Origin of the sequence: Segatella hominis, from assembly GCF_019249725.2 — a bacterium.
In the GTDB taxonomy this organism is placed as follows: Bacteria; Bacteroidota; Bacteroidia; order Bacteroidales; family Bacteroidaceae; genus Prevotella.
In genome coordinates this window covers 3,372,840-3,393,438 of the sequence record NZ_CP137559.1, presented here as the reverse complement: position 1 = coordinate 3,393,438, position 20,599 = coordinate 3,372,840, and the positions used below count along the sequence as shown (strand labels likewise).

The 20,599-nt window shown below is 42.2% G+C and carries 13 protein-coding genes and 1 pseudogene; 3 read left to right on the top strand and 11 right to left on the bottom strand.

What is annotated here, in order from left to right:
- Positions 1-63: 63 nt before the first annotated feature.
- On the bottom strand, positions 64-939 hold the full coding sequence (gene pdxS, locus KUA50_RS13755) for a pyridoxal 5'-phosphate synthase lyase subunit PdxS (protein WP_117587530.1): 876 nt from the start codon (positions 937-939) through the stop codon (positions 64-66).
- A 514-nt stretch (positions 940-1,453) separates the two neighbouring features.
- Between pdxS and KUA50_RS13750 the strand changes: the two genes are divergently transcribed.
- The gene (locus KUA50_RS13750) at positions 1,454-1,675 is read left to right on the top strand and encodes a hypothetical protein (protein WP_218455943.1); all 222 of its coding nucleotides are present in this window, start codon (positions 1,454-1,456) and stop codon (positions 1,673-1,675) included.
- Positions 1,676-1,955: 280 nt separating this feature from the next.
- On the opposite strand, the gene KUA50_RS13745 is transcribed toward KUA50_RS13750, so the two are convergent.
- Positions 1,956-4,154: an outer membrane beta-barrel protein gene (locus KUA50_RS13745; protein WP_218455942.1), complete on the bottom strand. Its 2,199-nt coding sequence runs from the start codon at positions 4,152-4,154 to the stop codon at positions 1,956-1,958.
- Between the two features lie 167 nt (positions 4,155-4,321).
- Here KUA50_RS13745 and KUA50_RS13740 point away from each other — a divergent pair, with 167 nt between their 5' ends.
- On the top strand, positions 4,322-4,546 hold the full coding sequence (locus tag KUA50_RS13740) for a hypothetical protein (protein WP_218455941.1): 225 nt from the start codon (positions 4,322-4,324) through the stop codon (positions 4,544-4,546).
- Positions 4,547-4,626: 80 nt separating this feature from the next.
- Positions 4,627-5,697, top strand: a complete 1,071-nt coding sequence (locus KUA50_RS13735; RefSeq protein ID WP_218455940.1) for an AAA family ATPase — start codon at positions 4,627-4,629, stop codon at positions 5,695-5,697.
- 120 nt (positions 5,698-5,817) lie between these two features.
- Here KUA50_RS13735 and KUA50_RS13730 read toward each other — a convergent pair whose 3' ends face one another.
- From KUA50_RS13730 to KUA50_RS13690, 9 genes and pseudogenes are all read right to left on the bottom strand, one after another.
- Positions 5,818-5,964, bottom strand: a complete 147-nt coding sequence (locus KUA50_RS13730) for a cysteine peptidase family C39 domain-containing protein (protein ID WP_256624098.1) — start codon at positions 5,962-5,964, stop codon at positions 5,818-5,820.
- 71 nt (positions 5,965-6,035) lie between these two features.
- Entirely contained in the window at positions 6,036-8,108 is a 2,073-nt protein-coding gene (locus tag KUA50_RS13725) for a hypothetical protein (RefSeq protein ID WP_218455938.1), read from the bottom strand.
- A gap of 496 nt (positions 8,109-8,604) precedes the next feature.
- Entirely contained in the window at positions 8,605-9,582 is a 978-nt protein-coding gene (locus tag KUA50_RS13720; RefSeq protein ID WP_218455937.1) for a hydroxymethylpyrimidine/phosphomethylpyrimidine kinase, read from the bottom strand.
- A gap of 59 nt (positions 9,583-9,641) precedes the next feature.
- Entirely contained in the window at positions 9,642-12,485 is a 2,844-nt protein-coding gene (locus tag KUA50_RS13715; RefSeq protein ID WP_218455936.1) for a two-component regulator propeller domain-containing protein, read from the bottom strand.
- 56 nt (positions 12,486-12,541) lie between these two features.
- The gene (locus KUA50_RS13710; RefSeq protein WP_218455935.1) at positions 12,542-14,998 is read right to left on the bottom strand and encodes a glycoside hydrolase family 2 TIM barrel-domain containing protein; all 2,457 of its coding nucleotides are present in this window, start codon (positions 14,996-14,998) and stop codon (positions 12,542-12,544) included.
- A gap of 18 nt (positions 14,999-15,016) precedes the next feature.
- A complete protein-coding gene (locus KUA50_RS13705) occupies positions 15,017-16,102 on the bottom strand; it encodes an arabinogalactan endo-beta-1,4-galactanase (protein ID WP_218455934.1) in 1,086 nt (361 codons plus the stop codon).
- 240 nt (positions 16,103-16,342) lie between these two features.
- Positions 16,343-17,014: pseudogene (locus tag KUA50_RS13700) on the bottom strand (carboxypeptidase-like regulatory domain-containing protein); the annotation flags it as partial.
- Positions 17,015-17,345: 331 nt separating this feature from the next.
- Positions 17,346-17,645 carry a hypothetical protein gene (locus KUA50_RS13695; RefSeq protein ID WP_218455933.1) on the bottom strand — a complete coding sequence of 100 codons (300 nt, stop codon included), beginning with the start codon at positions 17,643-17,645 and terminating at the stop codon, positions 17,346-17,348.
- Between the two features lie 119 nt (positions 17,646-17,764).
- Positions 17,765-20,590, bottom strand: a complete 2,826-nt coding sequence (locus KUA50_RS13690; RefSeq protein WP_256624095.1) for a pectate lyase — start codon at positions 20,588-20,590, stop codon at positions 17,765-17,767.
- Positions 20,591-20,599 lie beyond the last annotated feature (9 nt).

Below are 20,599 nucleotides of genomic sequence, written 5' to 3'. Positions count from 1 at the left end.
TTTTCCTAATACAAAAGCCCCTTCTTTGCAGGAGGGGCCTTCCAATTAAAACATCATCATCTATTACTTACCTCTTTCAGCCATGAGGAGCGCAATCTCCTGCTCGTTGATACCAACCATCGCCTCACCGAGATCCTCACTCAACTCAGCCAACATCTTAGGGTCGTTATAGTTGGTAACTGCCTTCACGATAGCCTGAGCACGCTTAGCAGGGTTACCGCTCTTGAAGATACCAGAGCCTACGAATACACCCTCAGCACCGAGCTGCATCATCAGGGCAGCATCGGCAGGAGTAGCCACACCACCTGCTGCAAAGTTAACTACTGGCAACTTACCATTCTCGTGAACATACTTCACCAGGTCGTAAGGAGCCTGCAATTGCTTGGCAGCCTCGTAGAGTTCATCCTCGCTCATAGAAACCAAACGGCGGATTTCGCTCTGCATCATACGCATGTGGGTAACAGCCTGAACCACATCACCAGTTCCTGGCTCACCCTTGGTACGAATCATAGTAGCACCTTCAGCGATACGACGGAGTGCCTCACCCAGGTTCTTGGCACCACAAACGAATGGTACATCAAACTGAGTCTTGTCAATATGATAAACATTATCTGCTGGAGAGAGCACCTCGCTCTCGTCGATATAGTCGATTTCGATAGCCTGAAGAATCTGAGCCTCAGCGAAGTGACCGATGCGGCACTTAGCCATTACAGGGATAGAAACAGCCTCCTGAATACCCTTGATCATCTTAGGATCGCTCATACGAGAAACACCACCTGCTGCACGGATATCAGCTGGAATACGTTCCAAAGCCATTACTGCGCATGCACCTGCAGCCTCTGCGATTCTTGCCTGTTCTGGAGTTGTCACGTCCATGATCACACCACCCTTGAGCATCTGAGCCAAGTTGCGGTTCAATTCTTGTCTATTTTCTGCCATAATTTTATTCATTTTCTTAATTACGGCTACAAAGGAAACACTTTTCGATGAAACAGCAGAAAAATGTTCCAAATTCTGCAAACATTGAGTCATTTTGTATAAAGGATGATTCGCAAAAGTATAAGCCATATTCCGAAATATGCAAAGCTCTACACAGATTGAGCGGCAAAGAGCAATCTACAAGGAAGCTTTCCTTTAAAACTTATATAATAGGTAAAACCTTGACCTTCTATCCGAAAACTATTAAACAATAATAATTTAAGGGTTTTATCATCTGAGCATCTTTATTTTTTCGTATCTTTGCGAAAAGTTTCGTTACGAAAAAAATCGATTATGGAAAATCCGCTTTGTTCTCATTGGTTGATACCCCATACTTTACAGACAGAGTGAAAGAAGTGGACAACATCGTACAGTTTCTCAAAAGCGAGAACCACCTTGTTCTTATGTCACCACAACGTTTTGGCAAATCAAGTCTCGTAAAAAAGGCTGTTACTCAAACCCAGCGACCATACCTATGGCTCAATATACAAGCCCGATGACAGACAAGGTATCGGTTTCATTCCAACCATCAACCGACAATGGAACAACTGCAATAGAAGATGTTTTAGACAGACAAGTATGTAATGGTCAGTATCTGCGAAGGCAACAATCCTACACAAGACAGGAACCAACCTACCAGCACGATGACCAGTACCTTATTGCGTTTAAGCAAGAAAGGCTACATCATCCGAAGTGACAGATATGAAATAGAAGACCCATTCTTCAGGAAATGGATACTCAAGAATATGATTGAGTAAGATTATATATTGAGAAATCGCCAGCGAAGTCTTTCTACAGCTTCACTGGCGATTTTGCAAGAGAGGTTTATCTATGTGTTAACAAAACAAACTCGCTCCAAATTGGACTTGGATTGGATATCAAGAAGTTTCAACTCTATATTATCTGATTCTTTTTATTCCATATCAAACGCATTTTAGTTTCCCTCTTAGTTTTATTAGAAAACAGCAAAGAAAAGTCTATTCTTCCGGAATACCAAGTCTCTTCATTTCTACCTCTGCTGATGTTTGATCCTCTCTTTCTTTTATCTTATGGAAACGATATGTTAACGTCAATCCTACTTTTCGAGTTTCATACTTTGTATTAAAACTAGATTTAACATTATAAATCTGCCTACAAGCACGATTTCTATCTCCATTAAAAATATCATACCCATCTAATGATAACCGCAATCTATCGTTCAAGAAAGATTTTTTGATACTCAAATTGACAGAAGAAGATGATTTTACATTTATCGACTCCATGTATCCACCCCAAACTTGTTGCCAAGACAGAGAGAGCAGGAAATGCTTAGGAAGCCGGAAATCATTATCAAAATTAAGAATTGTCGACGGATGTCCATCATGAAATGTTGTTCCATCAATACCCGGATAATGCATTATTGACTTCTGAAAGAATCCCGTCAACGACGCAGTATAGCATTTATAGGTCTTACGCCAATTCAACATCGCCGACAATGCTTGACGATGCGACAAATTATCTTGTGACGAAACCGTTACTGCCGAATTACCTTCCAAAGAATAAATCACCGGCAATAATGGACGATAAACATAATCATAATTTAATGTAAGAAACAAAGACTTATACATCAACAGATAAGACAAGCTATGAGTGATGGCTGTCTTCAACTGGCTATTACCCTTAGATTGCTCATAACGGTTCACATACGTCACATTATCATTCATATCTGCATAATTAGCCCGCTCTGTTCCTATCGAATAGCTAAGATTCTGCACCAACAATCCATGACTATAACCCAGGGTTACTGACGGCAAGAATGTATTATCACTATGCGACTCTATCACAGACGCCTTTTCATTCTTCCGACGAGAATATAGATTCTGATAACGTATTCCTGTACTCAAAGAAAAGTCCCCCAAGGGTAATTCGTAGTTGATAAATACTGCATTTTTAACTTCCTTATTCTCAAAACGACCATCGAACTTCAACCGTTCATAATCTATCTTGTCTATTCCCTCACTATAGCTGAAATCATATCCCATACCCATAGTGCCCCATTTTCCAAAATCATGGGTAGCATGGAAATTAGAAGCCAGGACATTCCATTTAGAATGTCCCATATATGAAACCTCAGAGCTCGTACCTATATGATTTTCCTTTAAAGCAGAATTAGTGTTCGATGCTTTAGAAATATAATCCATCACTACACTCACGTGCCAGGCATGATTCAAACTTGCATCATAATACATATTGACATGATGCGTAAGGAGGTTGTTTTTGGATTTATTCTTATCAAAGAGATAATATGCAGGTCCTGCATTTGGCACTACACTAAATGTATCCCGAGTCTCAACCTTTCCATCCGTGTACATTCCACTATAAAGCATCCCTAGTTCTGATTTATCAGACAGATGATAAGTCATACCAGCAGAATAAGTATGACTACCAGAATGCGTTAAGCTTTCAATATGTTGCATTTTATTCCAAATGGTATCAGCCAATACCTGTTTATTATAATCAGAACTTTCGGAAGCATTATTTCTCCTATAGTAATACTTACCATACAAATCTATTTTTCCTGAATTGTATGTTGAAGAGAAACCTGTTTTATGAGCCAAATGCTTTGCCTGAGTGACATTTCCGATGACATTAAATGCCACACCATCTCCTAAAATCTTAGTTTTTATATCAATCACAGGTGAACCCGACGTGTCATAATCCGCCCCTGGCATGGCAACGATTTTTAAAGATTTGATTTGATCAACTGGTAAGTTATCGATAAGACTTTGATCTCTCACCTTACGCCCGTTTAAATAATAGACCGGTGCTCCCTTACCCAACACATTGAACGAATTCCCTAAATGTAAGACACCAGGAACCTTACCAATCAGTTCATATATATCATTCTGATGGTTAAGAATAGAATCATGCTCTACGTCTACGAGTAAATTATGACCAGACAACTTTATGTTTTTGCGATGCCCTATCACCTCTATATCAGATAGAGAGATTGCTGTAGAATCCGAGATACCAGTCATGTTTTTGGCAACAACGCTACTATCAGAATCAAGGATAGCAATGTTTGCAGGAACAGGTCTAAAATATTGCCCACTGTCTATCACATTGTTCTTAGCTTGCAACAGAAGCGCCCCCAAGAACAACATGGATATACTTATAAAAAATCTCTTAACAACCATATTAATATAACCTTTAAGTTTAAAGAATCACCTTTGTCATTTACTGAGTCCACTTAAAAAAGTAAGGCTTGTTGAAAGTAGGCTCAGTAAATTAAAATGATCTCGGTGCAAAATTACGGCAAATTGCTCAAACCACCAAACTTTTTACATCATTTCTCACATAATATTTGCCCCCTAAATTATTATATAAGAAGCCTTTCGACAGCCGTGAGTTTCTGGGATGGGTAAACCGCTATGCCAAGCGCAAAGACTTCAGCAATTCTCGTATGATAAACATAGGTGCCTACACCGTAGATACAGAGACTCATGTGCTCAGCTTCCGTGGCTGCAGCGAGAAGACACTGGGCAATACCGAGTTTGCTACACTCAAGCCGAAAGATGTTAAACAATAATAATTTAAAGGAGTTTATCTTCTAAGCATCTTTATTTTTTCGTATCTTTGCGAAAAATTTCGTTACGAAAAATTTCGATTATGGAAAATCCGTTTAAATTTGGCTCATTAGTTGATGCTCCATACTTTACAGACAGAGTGAAAGAACTGGACTACATCGTACAGTTTCTCAAGAGCGAGAACCACCTTGTTCTTATGTCACCACGACGTTTTGGTAAATCAAGTCTCGTAAAAAAGGCTGTTGTCCAAACCCAACGACCATACCTATGGCTCAATATGCAAGCCGTGCTCAGCAAAGAAGATTTTGCGGCAAAGCTTCTGAAGGAACTGCTCAATCAATTCAAACTGGAAAAGATGAAGCACTATCTTCGTAACTTCCGCATCATTCCTTCTATCAACATGAACCCGATGACAGACGAGCTATCGGTTTCATTCCAACCATCAACCGATAATGGAACAACTGCAATAGAAGATGTTTTAAATACAATTCAGAAGGTTTCTACACCTCAAAACAAACTGATTGTTGTCTTTGACGAGTTTCAAAGCATCCTGGAAATCGATAAAAACATGGATAAGCAGCTCCGTTCCATCATGCAGGAACAGACAGACATCAATTACATCTTTCTGGGCAGCCAGGAATCGATGATGACAGATATCTTTGAACGTGTGAAGTCTCCGTTCTATCATTTTGGAATGCTGATGAGACTCAACAAGATTCCATACGAAGATTTCAAATCATATATTGCAGACAGATTGAAAGATGTATCAGAGCAGCCTACTCAAATTGCAGACGAGATACTGGCCTTTACAAGTTGCCATCCATACTACACGCAACAGCTTTCATTCGCAGTTTGGAACAACCTGGAAGCTGGCAAAAACGAGGATGTACTCCAACTCGCCATAGAAGACATCATAACAACTCATGATTTAGACTACGAACGTTTATGGTTGAATTTCAATAAGACAGACAAGTATGTAATGGTCAGTATCTGCGAGGGCAACAATCCTGCACAAGACAGGAACCAACCTACCAGCACGATGACCAGTGCCCTATTGCGTTTAAGCAAGAAAGGCTACATCATCCGAAGTGACAGATATGAAATAGAAGACCCATTCTTCAGGAAATGGATACTCAAGAATATGATTGAGTAAGATTATATATTGAGAAATCGCCAACGAAGTCTTTCTACAGCTTCATTGGCGATTTTGCAAGAGAGATTTATTTATGTGTTAACAAAACAAACTCGCTCCAAATTGGACTTTGATTGGATATCAATTAGAGCGAGTGCTTATCCAGTGAAATCCCAATATTCTTGCAGCCTCATTGATGCCCAACATGGAGACACCTTCCGTTGTTGCAAAACAAATCTTCAACAGAGAGTCCAAAGAGTATTCCCTGTCGAAATATCTACATATCATCTGCAAGCAGGTGATACCGCATTGCATGCTTGCAAATGTTGGTGAACAACCTTAATATTACGCATAAACAATTACAATACTGACGTTTTTGTCGTTCCGTTAAATTTCAAATTGCTCCCATGATTAATCTTCTTGCCATAATCTAAAGTATAACTTGCAGATAATGACACATAGCGTCTATCCCATGGACGGCTTTGATAAGAATAACTATCAATATAATCAGAGATAAGCCAACTCTTCGTATTACCATTTTTAAGTATGAGGGAATTAACCTGTAATTTAACAAATAAATTTCCCTTGGTATATTGTAATCCTAACTTCAAATTATCTGAGAAGCGAGTAAGGTTGGAACTTCCACGCATATATCCTTCTCCAGAACTATAAGCGTAATTGAGATTTACAGTCCAGAATTTTCCTAGTCTGCAATACAAGGTAGGATATAGTCCCCAATAACCGTTGTTTATATGAAACAGACCGGAATGCCATTCATGCACATACGAAACTTTAGAACTCAAACGAATCTTACCATGTGCAAGGTTCAAAGATGGAGTCACATTGATATATATTGGATTGAACGAGCCACTATTAATCATCTCCTTTACCATCAGTCCATTTATTTCATGCCAATAAGGTACAATATCATTGATGATATTATCCCAACTAAAGGATGAATTAAGAGAGAACAAATTAGAAGGCATCCATGTATATGACAAAAGGGCATAGGCCTGGCGTACAGTTTTCAAATCAGCATTACCCTTGCTGCCTGTCACCTCATCGTCCTGGCGCACCACTGTATTGTAGTAAGTAGGATTAATAGAACTTTGAGTGATGTTAGCCTGTACATAAACGGAATGCTTCTCGTTAAACCGTCCACTAAGCGTCATGCCTCCATTAATATAAGCCTTTGTCATCGTTGGTTCATCTTGAACCTTATAACTCTGTACAGGTATGGACATTTTCAAACTGCCACTCCACTTTTTAGAGAACTTATGATTATAATTTAAGTCAAAGGAATAGTAAGAGTTCACTAATTTCTGATAAGTATCGGCGGTTCCATAATAGTTCGTGCGATAAATCTCAGAGTTGAGTTGAGCAGTAAACACCAAATAATTTTGTTTATAAACAGGCAATCCATAACCTAGCCATAAGCTTGGCAAATAAGCATTTTCCCTTGTTCCATTGATGATGCTTTGACCTTCCGATTCCATTAATTGATAATCCTCGCTACCCTTGTTGTGGTTATAGGAGAAAGAAAGTCCACCATATACATAAGCACGATGAGGCAGTCCCTCCAGATAGAATTGTGAGCTCACATAGGGCGTAAGAGATTGAGAGGTAGCATCAGAAACAGAAGAAGTCTCTTCAGACTCATTGTATCTAATGTTCTGTCGGGTATAAATATCAGGAGTTTTGTTATATCTCACACCAGCTTGAACCAACCAAATCAGATTATTGGAATCATATCTGGCGCTGATACCTGTAGAATAAATTCGCTGCTTTTCAACTTGCTCATAGTCAACCTTTTTGTTAAGCGTAGAAGCATCATTATAAGTATAAGTGATATTCCTGTTACCTCTTATTTCATGAGCATTTTTATAATATGCTTCCACAATTGCCTGATAAGTCATATGTCCCTTCTTCAGCTTTCCTGCGACATCATAATCACCACTATCATAGTTACCAAAGCTTTGGTTAGTCTCGGCCATTACATAACCTCCATATTTGTATTCACGCAATACAAAGTTGACTACAGCCTGATAGTTTTTATATTTTGCCTCAGATGGTGATTGTAAGAATTCCACACGGGCCACCTCTTTTGGTCGAAGAGTTTTCACCTCCCAATCGCTAGCCTCAAAACCATTGATAAAGAAATGAACTTCCTTGCCCCAATTTGTCTCAACTTTATTTGTAAATTCATCTACATGCAATCCTGCCACCATCATACGAGCCAGCAATGCAGAATAATTAGATGAAGACTTGCGTTCTTCAGGAGTTGGAGTGTATGAAACACCATCTTTGATTGCAACGTGATTCTTAGCAGTGACCACCACCTCTTTGATATGCTGAGTTTTCACAGAATCTACCTCTTGAGCAGAAACTGTAGCCGAAGATGCCAACAAAGTCAACAACAACAATTCTTTCATACTATTTTCTCTTTATATTAATTAAAATTATCTCGGTGCAAAATTACGGCAAATTGCTCAAACCGCCAAACCTTTTACATCATTTTTACATAATATTTGCCCCTAGATTATTATGTAAAAATGATGTAGAAAAGTGCGTGAGTTTAAAAATAAATTAGTACTTTTGCAGTTTATAGTATCAGACAACAAAACGCATAGGTATGAAAAGGTATTATAGTATAACGATTTTGGCAATCATAGTCATCACATTGTTGCAAGGATATAACATTTCCCTGCAATACAAAGACTATCTGCACTATAAAATAGAAAAAATAATGACTCATTCCATTTATTGCCTAACTATGGCACAATATTGCCCTCTACTGGGGCAACTTTTTGCCATTTCCGGGCACAAAGTGATGCGTCGGGAGAAAATTTTCGGGAGGTCTACCATACTACTTTTTTCGATATTTCCTCAGTTGGCTGGATTTCATTATTTCTTTTGGCTAGACTCATTTTAATTAACAGGCTTTGGTTGCCTGAAAGCAGAAGGCGTTACCCCTCTCATCTTCTTGAAGAACTTGGTGAGATGAGCCTGGGATGAGAAGCCGAAAGCGTTGGCTATCTCCTGCACCGTATGCGTGGTGGTAGAAAGCTCGCGCTCTATCTCCTTCACGATGTATTCATCGATGATTGCCTTCGGCGTCTTGCCAGAGATACGGCGGGTAACCTGCGCCAGATAACGGCCACTCACATTCAGCTGGTCGGCATAGAAATGCACATCGCTATAGGTGCGGCAGAAGTTATTCACCTGCGAGATAAACTGGTTGTAAAGCTCAGAACTCCTGCCCTGCAGATTGCTCTCCCTAGCCAGTTCTATATTGATAAAATCCTGCGCCATCGCCAACGCCTCTTCCATCTTCTTGCCCTGGTTCAGATAGATGGCAAGGGCAGAAGAGAAACGGTTGATGAGACCATGCGAATTGGCATTGTCGAGGCGATAGATCCGGAGCCCCTGCTTCTCGGCAAGCTCCAGGAGTCGGGAGTTCTGAAGAATGATGTCACTCTCCTTCTTTCTCGCCACGACTACCGAACAGAGCGGCAGCAGACGGTACTTGATCTGGCTCACCACATCCTCCGTCATCAGCGCATCGCCCTGACTAGACCAGATTGCTGGAGCATAGATGATATGAGCAGGACGATACCGGGTCAGGGCATCGATGACCACATTCAGCGTCTCCACCCTGCGTATCATACCTATCTTCACTATATCGGGCTGCATATCGTTCATGATAGCCTCTATCTGCCCCGAAACAATCTCGGCAGGAATATCGAAGAACTCCTGGATACCCAGGGTATTCTGCACGGTGATGCTGGTTATCGCCGATACGGCATAACCTCCCAATTCGAATATCGTCTTGATATCCGCCTGCACACCAGAACCACCCGTACTGTCAGAACCCGTAATGGTCAATATCGGTTGTATCGTCTTCATACCCTAATTACTATTGAATTCTTCACTCTTCGTTCTTCACTCTTCACTTAATTCTTCACTTAACTCTTCATATACTCCGTCGGCGTCATACCAAAAGCCTTGGAGAAGCACTTAGAGAAATAACTGTTGTTGGAGAAGCCCACCGTGTACATCACTTCAGAAACGCTGAACTTACCTTCTTTCAACATCACGGCTGCCTTGTTCATTCGGAGTTCACGGATATACTCTACAGGAGTTTTTCCTGTCATCGCCTTCAACTTACGGTACAGCTGCTTGCCTCCAATACCTAATATCTCCTGCAAGGTGGTCACATTGAAGTCTGAGTCTATCATGTGGGTCTCTATCGTCTCGGTAATCTCCTTCAGAAGCCGTTGGTCTGCAGCATTTAAAGCAGGTTCTTCTGCCTCCTTTTTCTCTATCTTCACACCTAAATAACGGTTGGTTAGTTCCAGAATTTCATCAAATGAGCGATGAGTCACAGCGGTCTTCAAATCCTCTGACAGACGATTGAAGAAACTGATACGTGCCTCTACCTGCTCCAGGATTTCAGCCTTCTGCCTGCGCTCCTCCGTCAGGCGCTCACGCACCAGATAGAACTTCATGATTCCCCAAGCCAATACAATAGCCAACAAAAGATAAACTAACTTTGCCCAAATGGAAAGATACCATGGTGGCAATATCGTAATATCAAGAGAATACACTTCGGCTCCTATATTACCCTCACCATCCACGACATGCACCTTCAGATGATAATTACCATATGGCAAACCATTATAGCTGATATCCAACCTTTTCTTATTCAGATAATGCCAGTCGTGATCACTACCTTCCAACCGATAAGCATAGACAGCAGAAGGATGGTCGGAGAACGGAAGATCTGTCAGCTGAAGGGTAAAGCTATTCTCATCACTTGCAAGTTCCAACTCCTTCATATTGCGAGGAGCTGCATCTTGCCATTGATTTCCATTGACCACAATACCTGCCAACATCAGTTTGGTCTGCAACCCTTTCTCCATCGGCATATCGGCACGCAGACAGATATAGCCATCGTTGCCACCCATCATTACCATGTGCTGAGCCTTAGAATAGAAAATGGCTAAAGGAGCAATAGAAGAAGGAATCTTGAAACGGGAACTCTTGCCACCCAAATCGATGACACAACATTCCTTACCGCTCACCACCCAGGTCTTGCCATCCACATCACACATAGTAATCACTTTTCCGCCTATCTTCCATGTCTTCGTCTCCAGCTGCGAGTGGTTGGCAGAAGGATTTATCACAAAGCATTTTACCTCTGTGTTTCCACCTGCCCAGACATTTCCTTTAGAATCAGCCATCAAATAGTTGATATCATCCTTGTGCTCAACAGGAACCACCTTCATAGTTTGCGGATTGATACGGTCCAAGCTACTGAAACTGGAAGCCCAAACCATACCTTGTGCATCTATCACCATCTGTCCTACATGCAAACCTGAAAGTGCATTCTTACCTTGGTCGGAGAAATGATAATCAGCCACGATGGTAGTAGAACCTGAAGAATGGGTCATCAAAGACAGAAGTCTCTGCTTGCTGATGACAAAGATGCCTCCCATATAGGAAGCCATCCACATTCTGCCCTGCTTATCTTCCAGCACATCGTATGCCCAGGCTGTAGAATATTTGCCAGTCTTGTCGCAGATGATAAAGTTATGCATCTGTTTGGTTTGGCGATTGTAGTAGTTGACTCCATGATCCGTACATACCCATACGTCCCCCTTGCGATCTTCATAGATTTTACGAACACGATTATGACTCAGGGGATAAGACGAACTGTTCTGCTTATACCAGGCAACATTGCCATCCGATGCATTTTGACTGGCATTCATTCCAAAACGAATCAAGCCATTGGTTCCTCCCAACCACCATTCTCCATCTCTGGTCTGACAAATTTCATGCAGACAGTTACCTTCCCCCGAAAGAGTGATCTTATCAAGCGAGGTATATTGGAAATAAGTATGCGTGGAAAGACGGGATAGACCATTATCCGTTCCTATCCACACATTCTGCCACTTATCCACAAAACAAGACCAGACGATATTATTAGGAATGGAAGAAGCATCACGGGAGTCGTGCTCGAAATGCAGAATGGAATTGTCCAAAGACAGGCGATAGAGTCCATTATCTGTTCCAATATACAGATTGCCATTGGATTCTTCTGCCAAACACTTGACGGAATTACCATTCAACTGAGAAATCCTGGTAAAATTCTTCAGTTGTAAGTCTGCACAATACAGGGCACCTTCTGTACCTATCCAGTAGCAACGGCGCTTGGCATCGTAAGCCAAGGCATTGACAAGAGGTTGCTGACTGTCGGGAAGCAGGATACGTTGCTTGTTCAATTTCGCCCAAGAATTCTTTCCGTTTAAAGCCTGCTTTTTTACTGAATACAAACCCGATAGAGTTCCCACGAGCAATCCCTTAGGTGTATCCAGCAAAGCATATACTTCGCTGCCAAAAACTATCTGTCTGTATTTCAGGAGGATCGCTCTCTGTTCCAAAGTGCTTTTTCTTCCATTATCCTTTGTTGCATCAGCAGACGGCTGTACATAAGAATTAGATTGCAGATTGAAGCACATCATACCCTTGTCTGTAGCGAGAAATAACTGCTCTCTATCTACAGCCATTGCATAAACGCGGGTATTAGAAAAAGTATGCTCTGTATATTGCTTATAACTATGATAACCATCATAGCAGTAAAGTCCATTCTCTGTACCAAGCCACATCATGCCCTGACTGTCTTGCTGGATAGAACAAACCGTCTGTGCCCCATCCAGAGCCACATTAACAAAACGTTGCGCATTAAGAGCACAACTCAAAAAAAGCATGATAAAAAACATGCCAATATGCTTAAGAGTCAACTTCATAAGTGCAAAAATACACATTATTAAGCATACTTGCAAACATATTGGCATAAAAAGAATTAAATACACTTCAAGACCATCGTCTTTTCTATATTTCTCTGGGTATCTTTCACCTTGAGCGTGATATCACCCACCTGTTTTTTACTTTGTACAACAACTACCAGTTTACCACTGAAAAGTTTCATTTGTGGCTGTGTAAAAGGCTCAAGCGAAGTAGCATCGCCATTACATGCTGCCTTAAAGATTCCAGCACCAGTTACCTCGAAAGTCAGTTCATCATCGGCAAGCGGACATTCGTTGCCATCCTTATCCAAGAGACTCACGGTGACAAAGGCGAGGTCATTGCCATCAGCATTCAGAAGCACATTGTGCTCATCTGTACAGCCCTCTACCATACAAGCGATAGGCTCATGATCAGGAGTTTCTACACTGAACTTCATTTGGGTAGGTTCACCGGCTGTACGCTTCACGTCCTCGCCTACCTTGTCGCCATACTGATTGTAGGTAACCACGCGAATCTCACCAGGTTCGTACTTCACGTTGTTCCAACGGAGGCGATAGCGGTCCAAACGACTTGACTTATCCTTGCGAACCCTACCCTGACTCTTGCCATTCACGAAAAGTTCACCTTCCACACCATCTGTATAGCAATAAACCGGAGTTACCTGTCCCTCACGACCTGTCCAATTCCAATGAGGAAGAAGATGGGTGGTATGCTGAGTTTCATTCCAGCGGGAACGATACATGTAATATCTATCCTTTGGAAGGCCAGCGAGGTCGCAGATGCCAAAGTAGCTGCTGCGGCTTGGCCAGTAGGTATCGTAAGGAGTAGGCTCGCCCAGATAGTCGTAACCCGTCCACACAAACTCTCCAATCACCCAACTGTAATCATCCTGCATCTTCCAATCATCATCTGGAAGATTACTCCAAGAACAATATTCTGTATCATAGCTGGAGCACTGACCATCTGGATATGGGTTGTTATTGCAAGCACGCACCTCTACCGGGAACTTATACACACCACGAGAGCTGACTGTAGATGCCGTCTCGGAGCCCAAGAGGAATCCCTGAGGCAACTGCCCTATATTCTTATAATATTTATGTACGCGATAGTTGAAACCGGGAACATCCATCACCTGAGCAAAGCCAGATTTCAGGGCAGCCTCAGCCTTATCCATTCCCTGAGTAACAGGACGAGAAGGGTCATACTGATGGCAGAGGTTCTGCAGATGCTTGGCTATCTCCATACCCTCCTTGCTCCACTGCTCAGGAATCTCGTTGCCGATGCTCCACATGATGATGCTTGGATGATTACGATGATGCTTCACCAAGTTGGTGATGTCCTTATCGCTCCATTCCTTGAAGAACTTGGCATAACCATTCTTACATTTAGGATAAATCCACATATCGAAGCTCTCTGCCATCACCATCATACCGAGGGAGTCGCAGATTTCCATCTGCATGGTAGAAGGCATATTATGAGCAGTACGAATGGCATCGCAACCCATCGCCTTCATCGTTTTGATCTGGCGGATAAGCGCAGCTTTATTCTCTGCAGCACCCAAAGGACCGAGGTCGTGGTGCAGGCAGACACCCTTGATCTTGCGGGTAATGCCATTGAGCTGGAAACCATTATTCTTGGATACCGAGATGGTACGGATACCGGTCTTCAAGGTCTGGATATCAGCCACCTTCTTTCCTTCATATCGGGTTAACTTCACCTGATAGAGATAAGGAGATTCCGGAGACCAAAGCTGAGGACTTGCCAGCTTCAAGGTAGTCTTGATTTCTGGAGTAGCACCCTGGATGGTTTGCTCAGCTACCTTAGTACCTTTCTCATCAAGCAAGGCGATGACTGTCTTGCCAGACTTACCTATCTTTCCTTCCAAAAGAGCATTTATCTCTACTTCAGCTTCCTGCCTGTTGGCTTTCAAAGTACGCACGAAAGTATCCCAGGTAGAGAAGTTTTCATTGCCATACAGTTCAACAGATACCGGACGATAAAGACCGCCACCCGGATACCATCGGCTACTCTCCTCTACATTATTAAGATGTACCTCTATCAGATTATTCTTGCCAAACTGGATAAAAGGAGTAATGTCGATACGGAAAGCATTGTAACCATATGCCCACTTGCCAGCTTCCTTTCCATTTACTGTAACTACAGGCTGGCTCATGGCACCATCGAAAACCAAGACGGCACGCTTGTAACCCTTTGGAGCCGTCCAGTTCATCTTATACATCCCCTCACCTATCCAAGGCAGCGCACCCGAGCGGCCTGACTTCTCAGACTTCTCTTTCTCACCATTCTGCTCAATAGCCACCATCTGCAGGTCCCATTTCTTATCGAAAGGACCCGAGATAGCCCAATCGTGAGGCACGGCTACCTGAGACCACACTTTGCCATCGCGGGAGAAATCCCACGATGGTAAATTGATAACCTTTCTGCTCTGCGCCTGGCACATGGTAGAGAACGCCAGGGCGAGAGACATAAAAGTAATGCTTTTCTTGATCATATCTTTTATTTAATATTCTTATTTATATGCATCGAATACAGCAGTTGGTTTACCGGAGTTATCAAAAGCTCCCTTGGTATAAGCAACCCAACCCAAAGTACTATAGTTGGCAGGCTTCCAGTTGTTGTAAACCTCAGGTTCCCAATAGAAGATACCTTCGCAGGTAGGAATAGCCTTGCAGCCATCCACCATCTTCTCCATCATTGGCGCAGCCTGATCAGAACCCCACCACATACCTATCTCTGAAACAATGACATTGCAATTGTACATCTCTGATAAAGTCTTGATATTATTCAGGCAACTGGTGGTTAATTCCTGCCAATTGTTATCTTCTGGATAAAGTGACATACCGATGACATCCCATTTTCCACCCTTCTTCTTCAATTCGCCAAAGAGCCAGGTATAACGGCCGAGATTATTACCCTCATCCACGTGCACAATGACTTTAGCCTGTGGATAAACTTCCTTCACGGCATCATAGCCAGCATTGACATAAGCAGCAAAGTTGGCAGCATTCTTTGACGCTTTACCAGTTACAGCCTCATCGCTGCTGAAGAGCATTCCATCACGGGTTTCATTACCCACCTGTACCCATTCTACGTTGGTGACACCTCTCTCTTTCAAGGCAGATAATACATCCTTGGTATGATTAGCTACCGCCTGTTTCATCTGCTCGAAAGTATAACCCTGCCAAGCAGCAGGTACTTTCTGGTTTCCCGGATCTGCCCAAGTATCAGAATAATGGAAATCAATCATCAAGCGATAGCCGAGCGCCTGTGCACGACTTGCCTTGGCGATGACATCATCCTTACCGCACCAACCACCTTCCGGATTTACCCACACGCGAAGGCGGATTGCATTTGTACCAAGGTCGCGAAGAAGCCACATGCATTCCTCTGCCTTGCCATTCTGATTATAGAATTTCACACCGTCCTGCTCCATTTCTGTGAGCCAACTGACATCGGCTCCCTTAGCGAAACCGCTCATATCGTATGTTTTCTCCTTTTCAGGAACTGGAGAATCGTCGCTGCTGCAACTTGTTCCTGTGATAGAGAACAAGAGCGCTGTAGCCAGCAACATGGCTTTTCCAAATATATTCTTCATTTTTTTTGCAAAGATAATAAAAAAATTGATATGTTATTCATATTTCCATGTCATCGTGTTGAGATCAACCGTAATCGTTGCTGATTCCATGCTTTTAGCATCATCATTAAACCAGATGTCCCAACCTTGGCGATTGCTATCATCTCCTTCCTTGTTGTCCTTCAACCAAGGCTCCTCTGTCAAGGTCCATCCCAAAGCTACAGATGGGAAGGTACCCCAACGGGTATTCTTTGAGAAGCGGGAAGAAGCATCTTTCAACACGGTCATGCTCTCAATATCAGCTGGGTTGATCATGCTGAGGAAGTTGCTGGAATTACCAGAAATGCCACCTTGTTCCAATGGTACACCATCGAGTACGATAAGAGGGTCATTACTTGCATTGAGCGAAGCACCTCCACGTACACGAATGGTACTACCAGCAGAAGCCGAACCGCTGTTCGACATGATTTGCACACCAGAAACCTTACCATTAATCAACTGTTCTGGTGATGATACTAATCCTTTATTGAAGTCTTTGGAGCTTACTGTTGCTACAGAACCCGTCAGGTCACTCTTACGAGCTGTACCATAACCGATGACAACTACATCCGTGAGAATCTGACTATCGGATTCAAGTTTCACTTTCATTCGATCGGATATCTCAACTACCTTATCGATATATCCAATATAAGAGATTTTGACTTTCTTTGCAGAAGAAGTCACTTGCAGTTTAAAGTTACCATCAAAATCAGTAACCGTACCGCTTTTCTCACCTTCCACCATCACCGTAGCACCGATGAGTGGTTCACCATTTTGAGCATCTGTCACCTCACCTTGAATCATGCGTGATTGAGCCAAAAGCTGCAAACATCCCATGAGGAACAATGCTACGAGAAGAATACTTCTCTTAGATTTACTCAAGATTACATTCATTGTTAGTTTACTCTTTTAGGTTTGTTGATTTATTAAAATTGTTTCGACTGCAAAAGTACCAAATAGAGCAAAAACAACAAGACAGATATCAGACAAAGATAAATAAAAAACGGACAAAAGCCTGTATTTATCGAGCTTTTGTCCGTTTTGTAGTTAATCTGGCAAGAAACTTTTATCCGTTTCTATTCATATCGCTATGAAAAAAATCACTTAGTAGAAACAACTTTTTCGTTAGAAAATAACTTTCTTTACGCTTGCAACACCATCAAAGTTGATCTTCTTTACAATATTGATTCCCTTCTGAGGTGCAGAAAGACGGGAACCAGCCAAATCATAATATTCTATACGAGAGAATATATGGGTCAGTTGCCTGGAGATAGGCCTGCAGTTGAGAGAAGTTGTCAGCCTTCACCACCTTGCCACCAGCGCCACCAGTAGTACCACCTGCACGATACCAATTAGAGCCTGCCACACCTTCGTAGGCAGCAAAGCCATCCATTGAGAAGTCACGACCATCCTGAATCTGTGCATTTGCCATCATTGAGAAGCCACAAAATAAAGCAGCAGCCAAGATGGTTTTACGGCAAGTTACCTTGAATGGTACTGAAAGAATAGGGTTTATATGTTTCATTGCAAAGTTTAGTTTTGTTTGTTGTTTTGAGAAAAAAGGGCTGTCCTCATCAAGAAAAGACAGCCCTTAGTTGATTTCATTTCATATATTTTTCCCTCATTGGGGAAAACATGTGTTTATTATTCTGTTACAGGTACAAGTTTGATGAGAGCGATTGTAGTTGTATCACCCTTTGTAATCTTATGAGCACCAGCCTCAAGCACAACTGTTGTAGGAGCTCCTGTCTGCTTTACGCCATCTACCTTTACATTAGTGTTTGCACCAGAAAGACCATAATATACATACAGAGTCATCTTCTGAGATGTGGTGAAAGAAACTTCTGTTTTACTTTCCATCTTAAGACTTGCTGTATAAGTTGTACCTTCAATAACTGTTTCTTCCTTTTTAACATTCTTAGCTTCACCTGTCAAAACAAATGCACTATTAGAAGGAACAGCCTCTTTTCCGTTCACAGTAAAGCTGCATGTTACAGTACCCTCAATAGGAGTTACTGTGCTGCCACCTTCTGAACCACCAGTAGAGCCACCAGTGCTACCACCTTCAGTAGAACCACCTTCGCCAGAAGCATTGCTCTCACCGAACACCTTAACAACACCAGAAGTATAAGCATCAAGAATGCTTGCCAAAGCAGGCCATGGCTGCTGGTGACCATTTGTTACGACTGTTTCATCAGGAATAACGAAATCAATATCGCCATGATTCAAACGACCTGCACCATAGAATCCTTCTACAATAGCAGGAACATCTTCTGCCTTATCTGCAGCGTATGCATACATGAGGCTTGAGTTGGTATCGAAGTTGTTGTAAGAAGTACCACCTACCAAAGTCTTTACGCTTGAAGGAACCTGCTCACTTGGGGCAGAAACCTCGTAAGCATCAAAACTTGTATTATTGTTTGCGTATGTGATATAGCTGAAGTTATCAGGTTTGTTGGCAAATACATTGCCGTATGCCTTAATCAAGCCACCTTTCTCACCAGAGAAAGTACCATCACCCATAGCATCAGTACCCTGCAAAGAGCTCATGATAGGACGCTTAACTGCATCAAAGTAATTAGACTCCATGAATACACTTGAACCACTGGTTGCACCAATACCATAAACATCATTGTGCTGATAGTAGTTGTTGTACATGTGAACACTCATAGTACGAATACGAGCCATACGAGAGTCTGAATGGTCGAACCAGTTGTGGTGATAAGTGATATAGTTAGGGCCACTTTCACTCGTCATACCACACATAGAAGCCTTACCATTATCCCAGAAGCGGTTGTATGCTACAGTTATATACTGGGAGTCACCCTTGATATCTACAGTACCATCACCCTTGGCCTGGTCAGCAGCGCCACCCTTCTTGCCATAGAAGAGATCCATGTTGTGAATCCATACATGAGAGTTATCAGTATCAAGAGACATAGCATCATCCAGGCAACGCATGATAGCAAAGTTACGGAACTCTACACTCTTGGTATTACGAAGCAAGAAACCAAATCCATATACAGTAGCATCATCACCGACTCCTTCGAAAGTCATGTTCATTTCAGAGTGAGCACCCTTACCTTTAATCTGCAAACCTTCTGCAGAACTTGAAATTCTGTCCAAGTCAGAAAGGCTTACCTTACCGATGATTCGGAAGACGATAGGAGTTGTATCCTCACCCTTTTGATAAGCATCAATAATAGACTGAAGACCCGTAATCGTCTCTGGCTTGCCTGTATCAACTGTTGTAGAAACAGTCTTGGCCGTCTTGGCTGTAATATACAGGACCTTAGCACCAGCCTTCAAAGTACCATCATTATTATAAGCACCTACACCATCATACTTGAAATGAGCAAAGCCCTCACGATTGTAGCTCTTTACTACCAAGTTAGAAGCTGTATTGGCACCAGTAATCTCTGTACCTTCAGCATTGACAGGAACAACCTTTACAGAATAAGTACCAGCCTTCAAACCGAGAACATCAGCACGATAGTAAGAAGCATACTGACGAATCAACTGAGCATCAATCTTCTTGTCATCTACATATACATTATAAGAAGAAGCGCCCTCGAATGGAGCCCACTTCAAGTAGGCAGACTCCTGCCAGCCCTTTGCCTCAGTAATCTGAATCACACCTGCAGGATTTTCAACATCACCACTTTCGCCCTGATCGGCCTTCTTAGCAAAACTGATGGCTTGAACAGAAGCATCATACTCATCATTCTCTGCACCAGACTTAGGAGTAATAATAGTCTTGTCACCTTCGAACTTAACACTTGTCAAGTCGGCAGTATTATAATACTTCACATCACCAGCATTGGTGGTAACATACATCTGATTGACCTTGCTGTTACGAGCAACGGCATTGGTAATTTTGTCGGTAGAACCAGGAGTAACGGTAGATCCGCCACCTACAGTCTCAACCTTGATGCTATAAATGTTCATACCACCACCATTGGTTTTCAACACGACATCACCATCAGCAGTTACAGTTCCAACGTTGGTAACCTGATCTTTTGTAGGAGTACCAAAAGAACCAGAAACCGAAGTCAAGTTAGCAGCATCTAAACAACGAGCAGTAGAAGTACTACCAGTCTTGCAGCTAACTGTTACTTTCTGACCAGCCTTCAGACTTGGAATAATCAAAGAAACACCATTTCCATTCAATTCCAAGCGAGAAGAGCCATAATTCAAGCGGACTTTTGCTTTTCCTTCGGATTTATCAGCAGGAGCACCAGCAGTAAACTTCAAGCCCTTAGTATAAGCCAATTCTGAGTTATTTGCAACAAGAGCTTCATTCTCCAAAACTAAGGTATAGCAGTAGCGATCAGTTCCCAATACCCAATTGGCATCAGCTGCACATAAAGCCTTATCAGCCTCGCTCATTGCACCAAATGTCCATGTCTGTGCCATGGCTGCACTCAAGCTCATCAAGAGGAGTGCCAAAGTAAATACCATTTTCTTCATTTTACGTTC

Bases quoted from the DNA above. Each gene is read 5' to 3' on its own strand.
- KUA50_RS13690 (WP_256624095.1), bottom strand. From the start codon at position 20,590: ATGAAGAAAATGGTATTTACTTTGGCACTCCTCTTGATGAGCTTGAGT.
- KUA50_RS13725 (WP_218455938.1), bottom strand. From the start codon at position 8,108: ATGAAAGAATTGTTGTTGTTGACTTTGTTGGCATCTTCGGCTACAGTT.
- KUA50_RS13720 (WP_218455937.1), bottom strand. From the start codon at position 9,582: ATGAAGACGATACAACCGATATTGACCATTACGGGTTCTGACAGTACG.
- KUA50_RS13710 (WP_218455935.1), bottom strand. From the start codon at position 14,998: ATGATCAAGAAAAGCATTACTTTTATGTCTCTCGCCCTGGCGTTCTCT.
- KUA50_RS13715 (WP_218455936.1), bottom strand. From the start codon at position 12,485: ATGAAGTTGACTCTTAAGCATATTGGCATGTTTTTTATCATGCTTTTT.
- pdxS (WP_117587530.1), bottom strand. From the start codon at position 939: ATGGCAGAAAATAGACAAGAATTGAACCGCAACTTGGCTCAGATGCTC.
- KUA50_RS13730 (WP_256624098.1), bottom strand. From the start codon at position 5,964: ATGATATGTAGATATTTCGACAGGGAATACTCTTTGGACTCTCTGTTG.
- KUA50_RS13705 (WP_218455934.1), bottom strand. From the start codon at position 16,102: ATGAAGAATATATTTGGAAAAGCCATGTTGCTGGCTACAGCGCTCTTG.
- KUA50_RS13745 (WP_218455942.1), bottom strand. From the start codon at position 4,154: ATGGTTGTTAAGAGATTTTTTATAAGTATATCCATGTTGTTCTTGGGG.
- KUA50_RS13735 (WP_218455940.1), top strand. From the start codon at position 4,627: ATGGAAAATCCGTTTAAATTTGGCTCATTAGTTGATGCTCCATACTTT.
- KUA50_RS13695 (WP_218455933.1), bottom strand. From the start codon at position 17,645: ATGAAACATATAAACCCTATTCTTTCAGTACCATTCAAGGTAACTTGC.
- KUA50_RS13750 (WP_218455943.1), top strand. From the start codon at position 1,454: ATGGCTCAATATACAAGCCCGATGACAGACAAGGTATCGGTTTCATTC.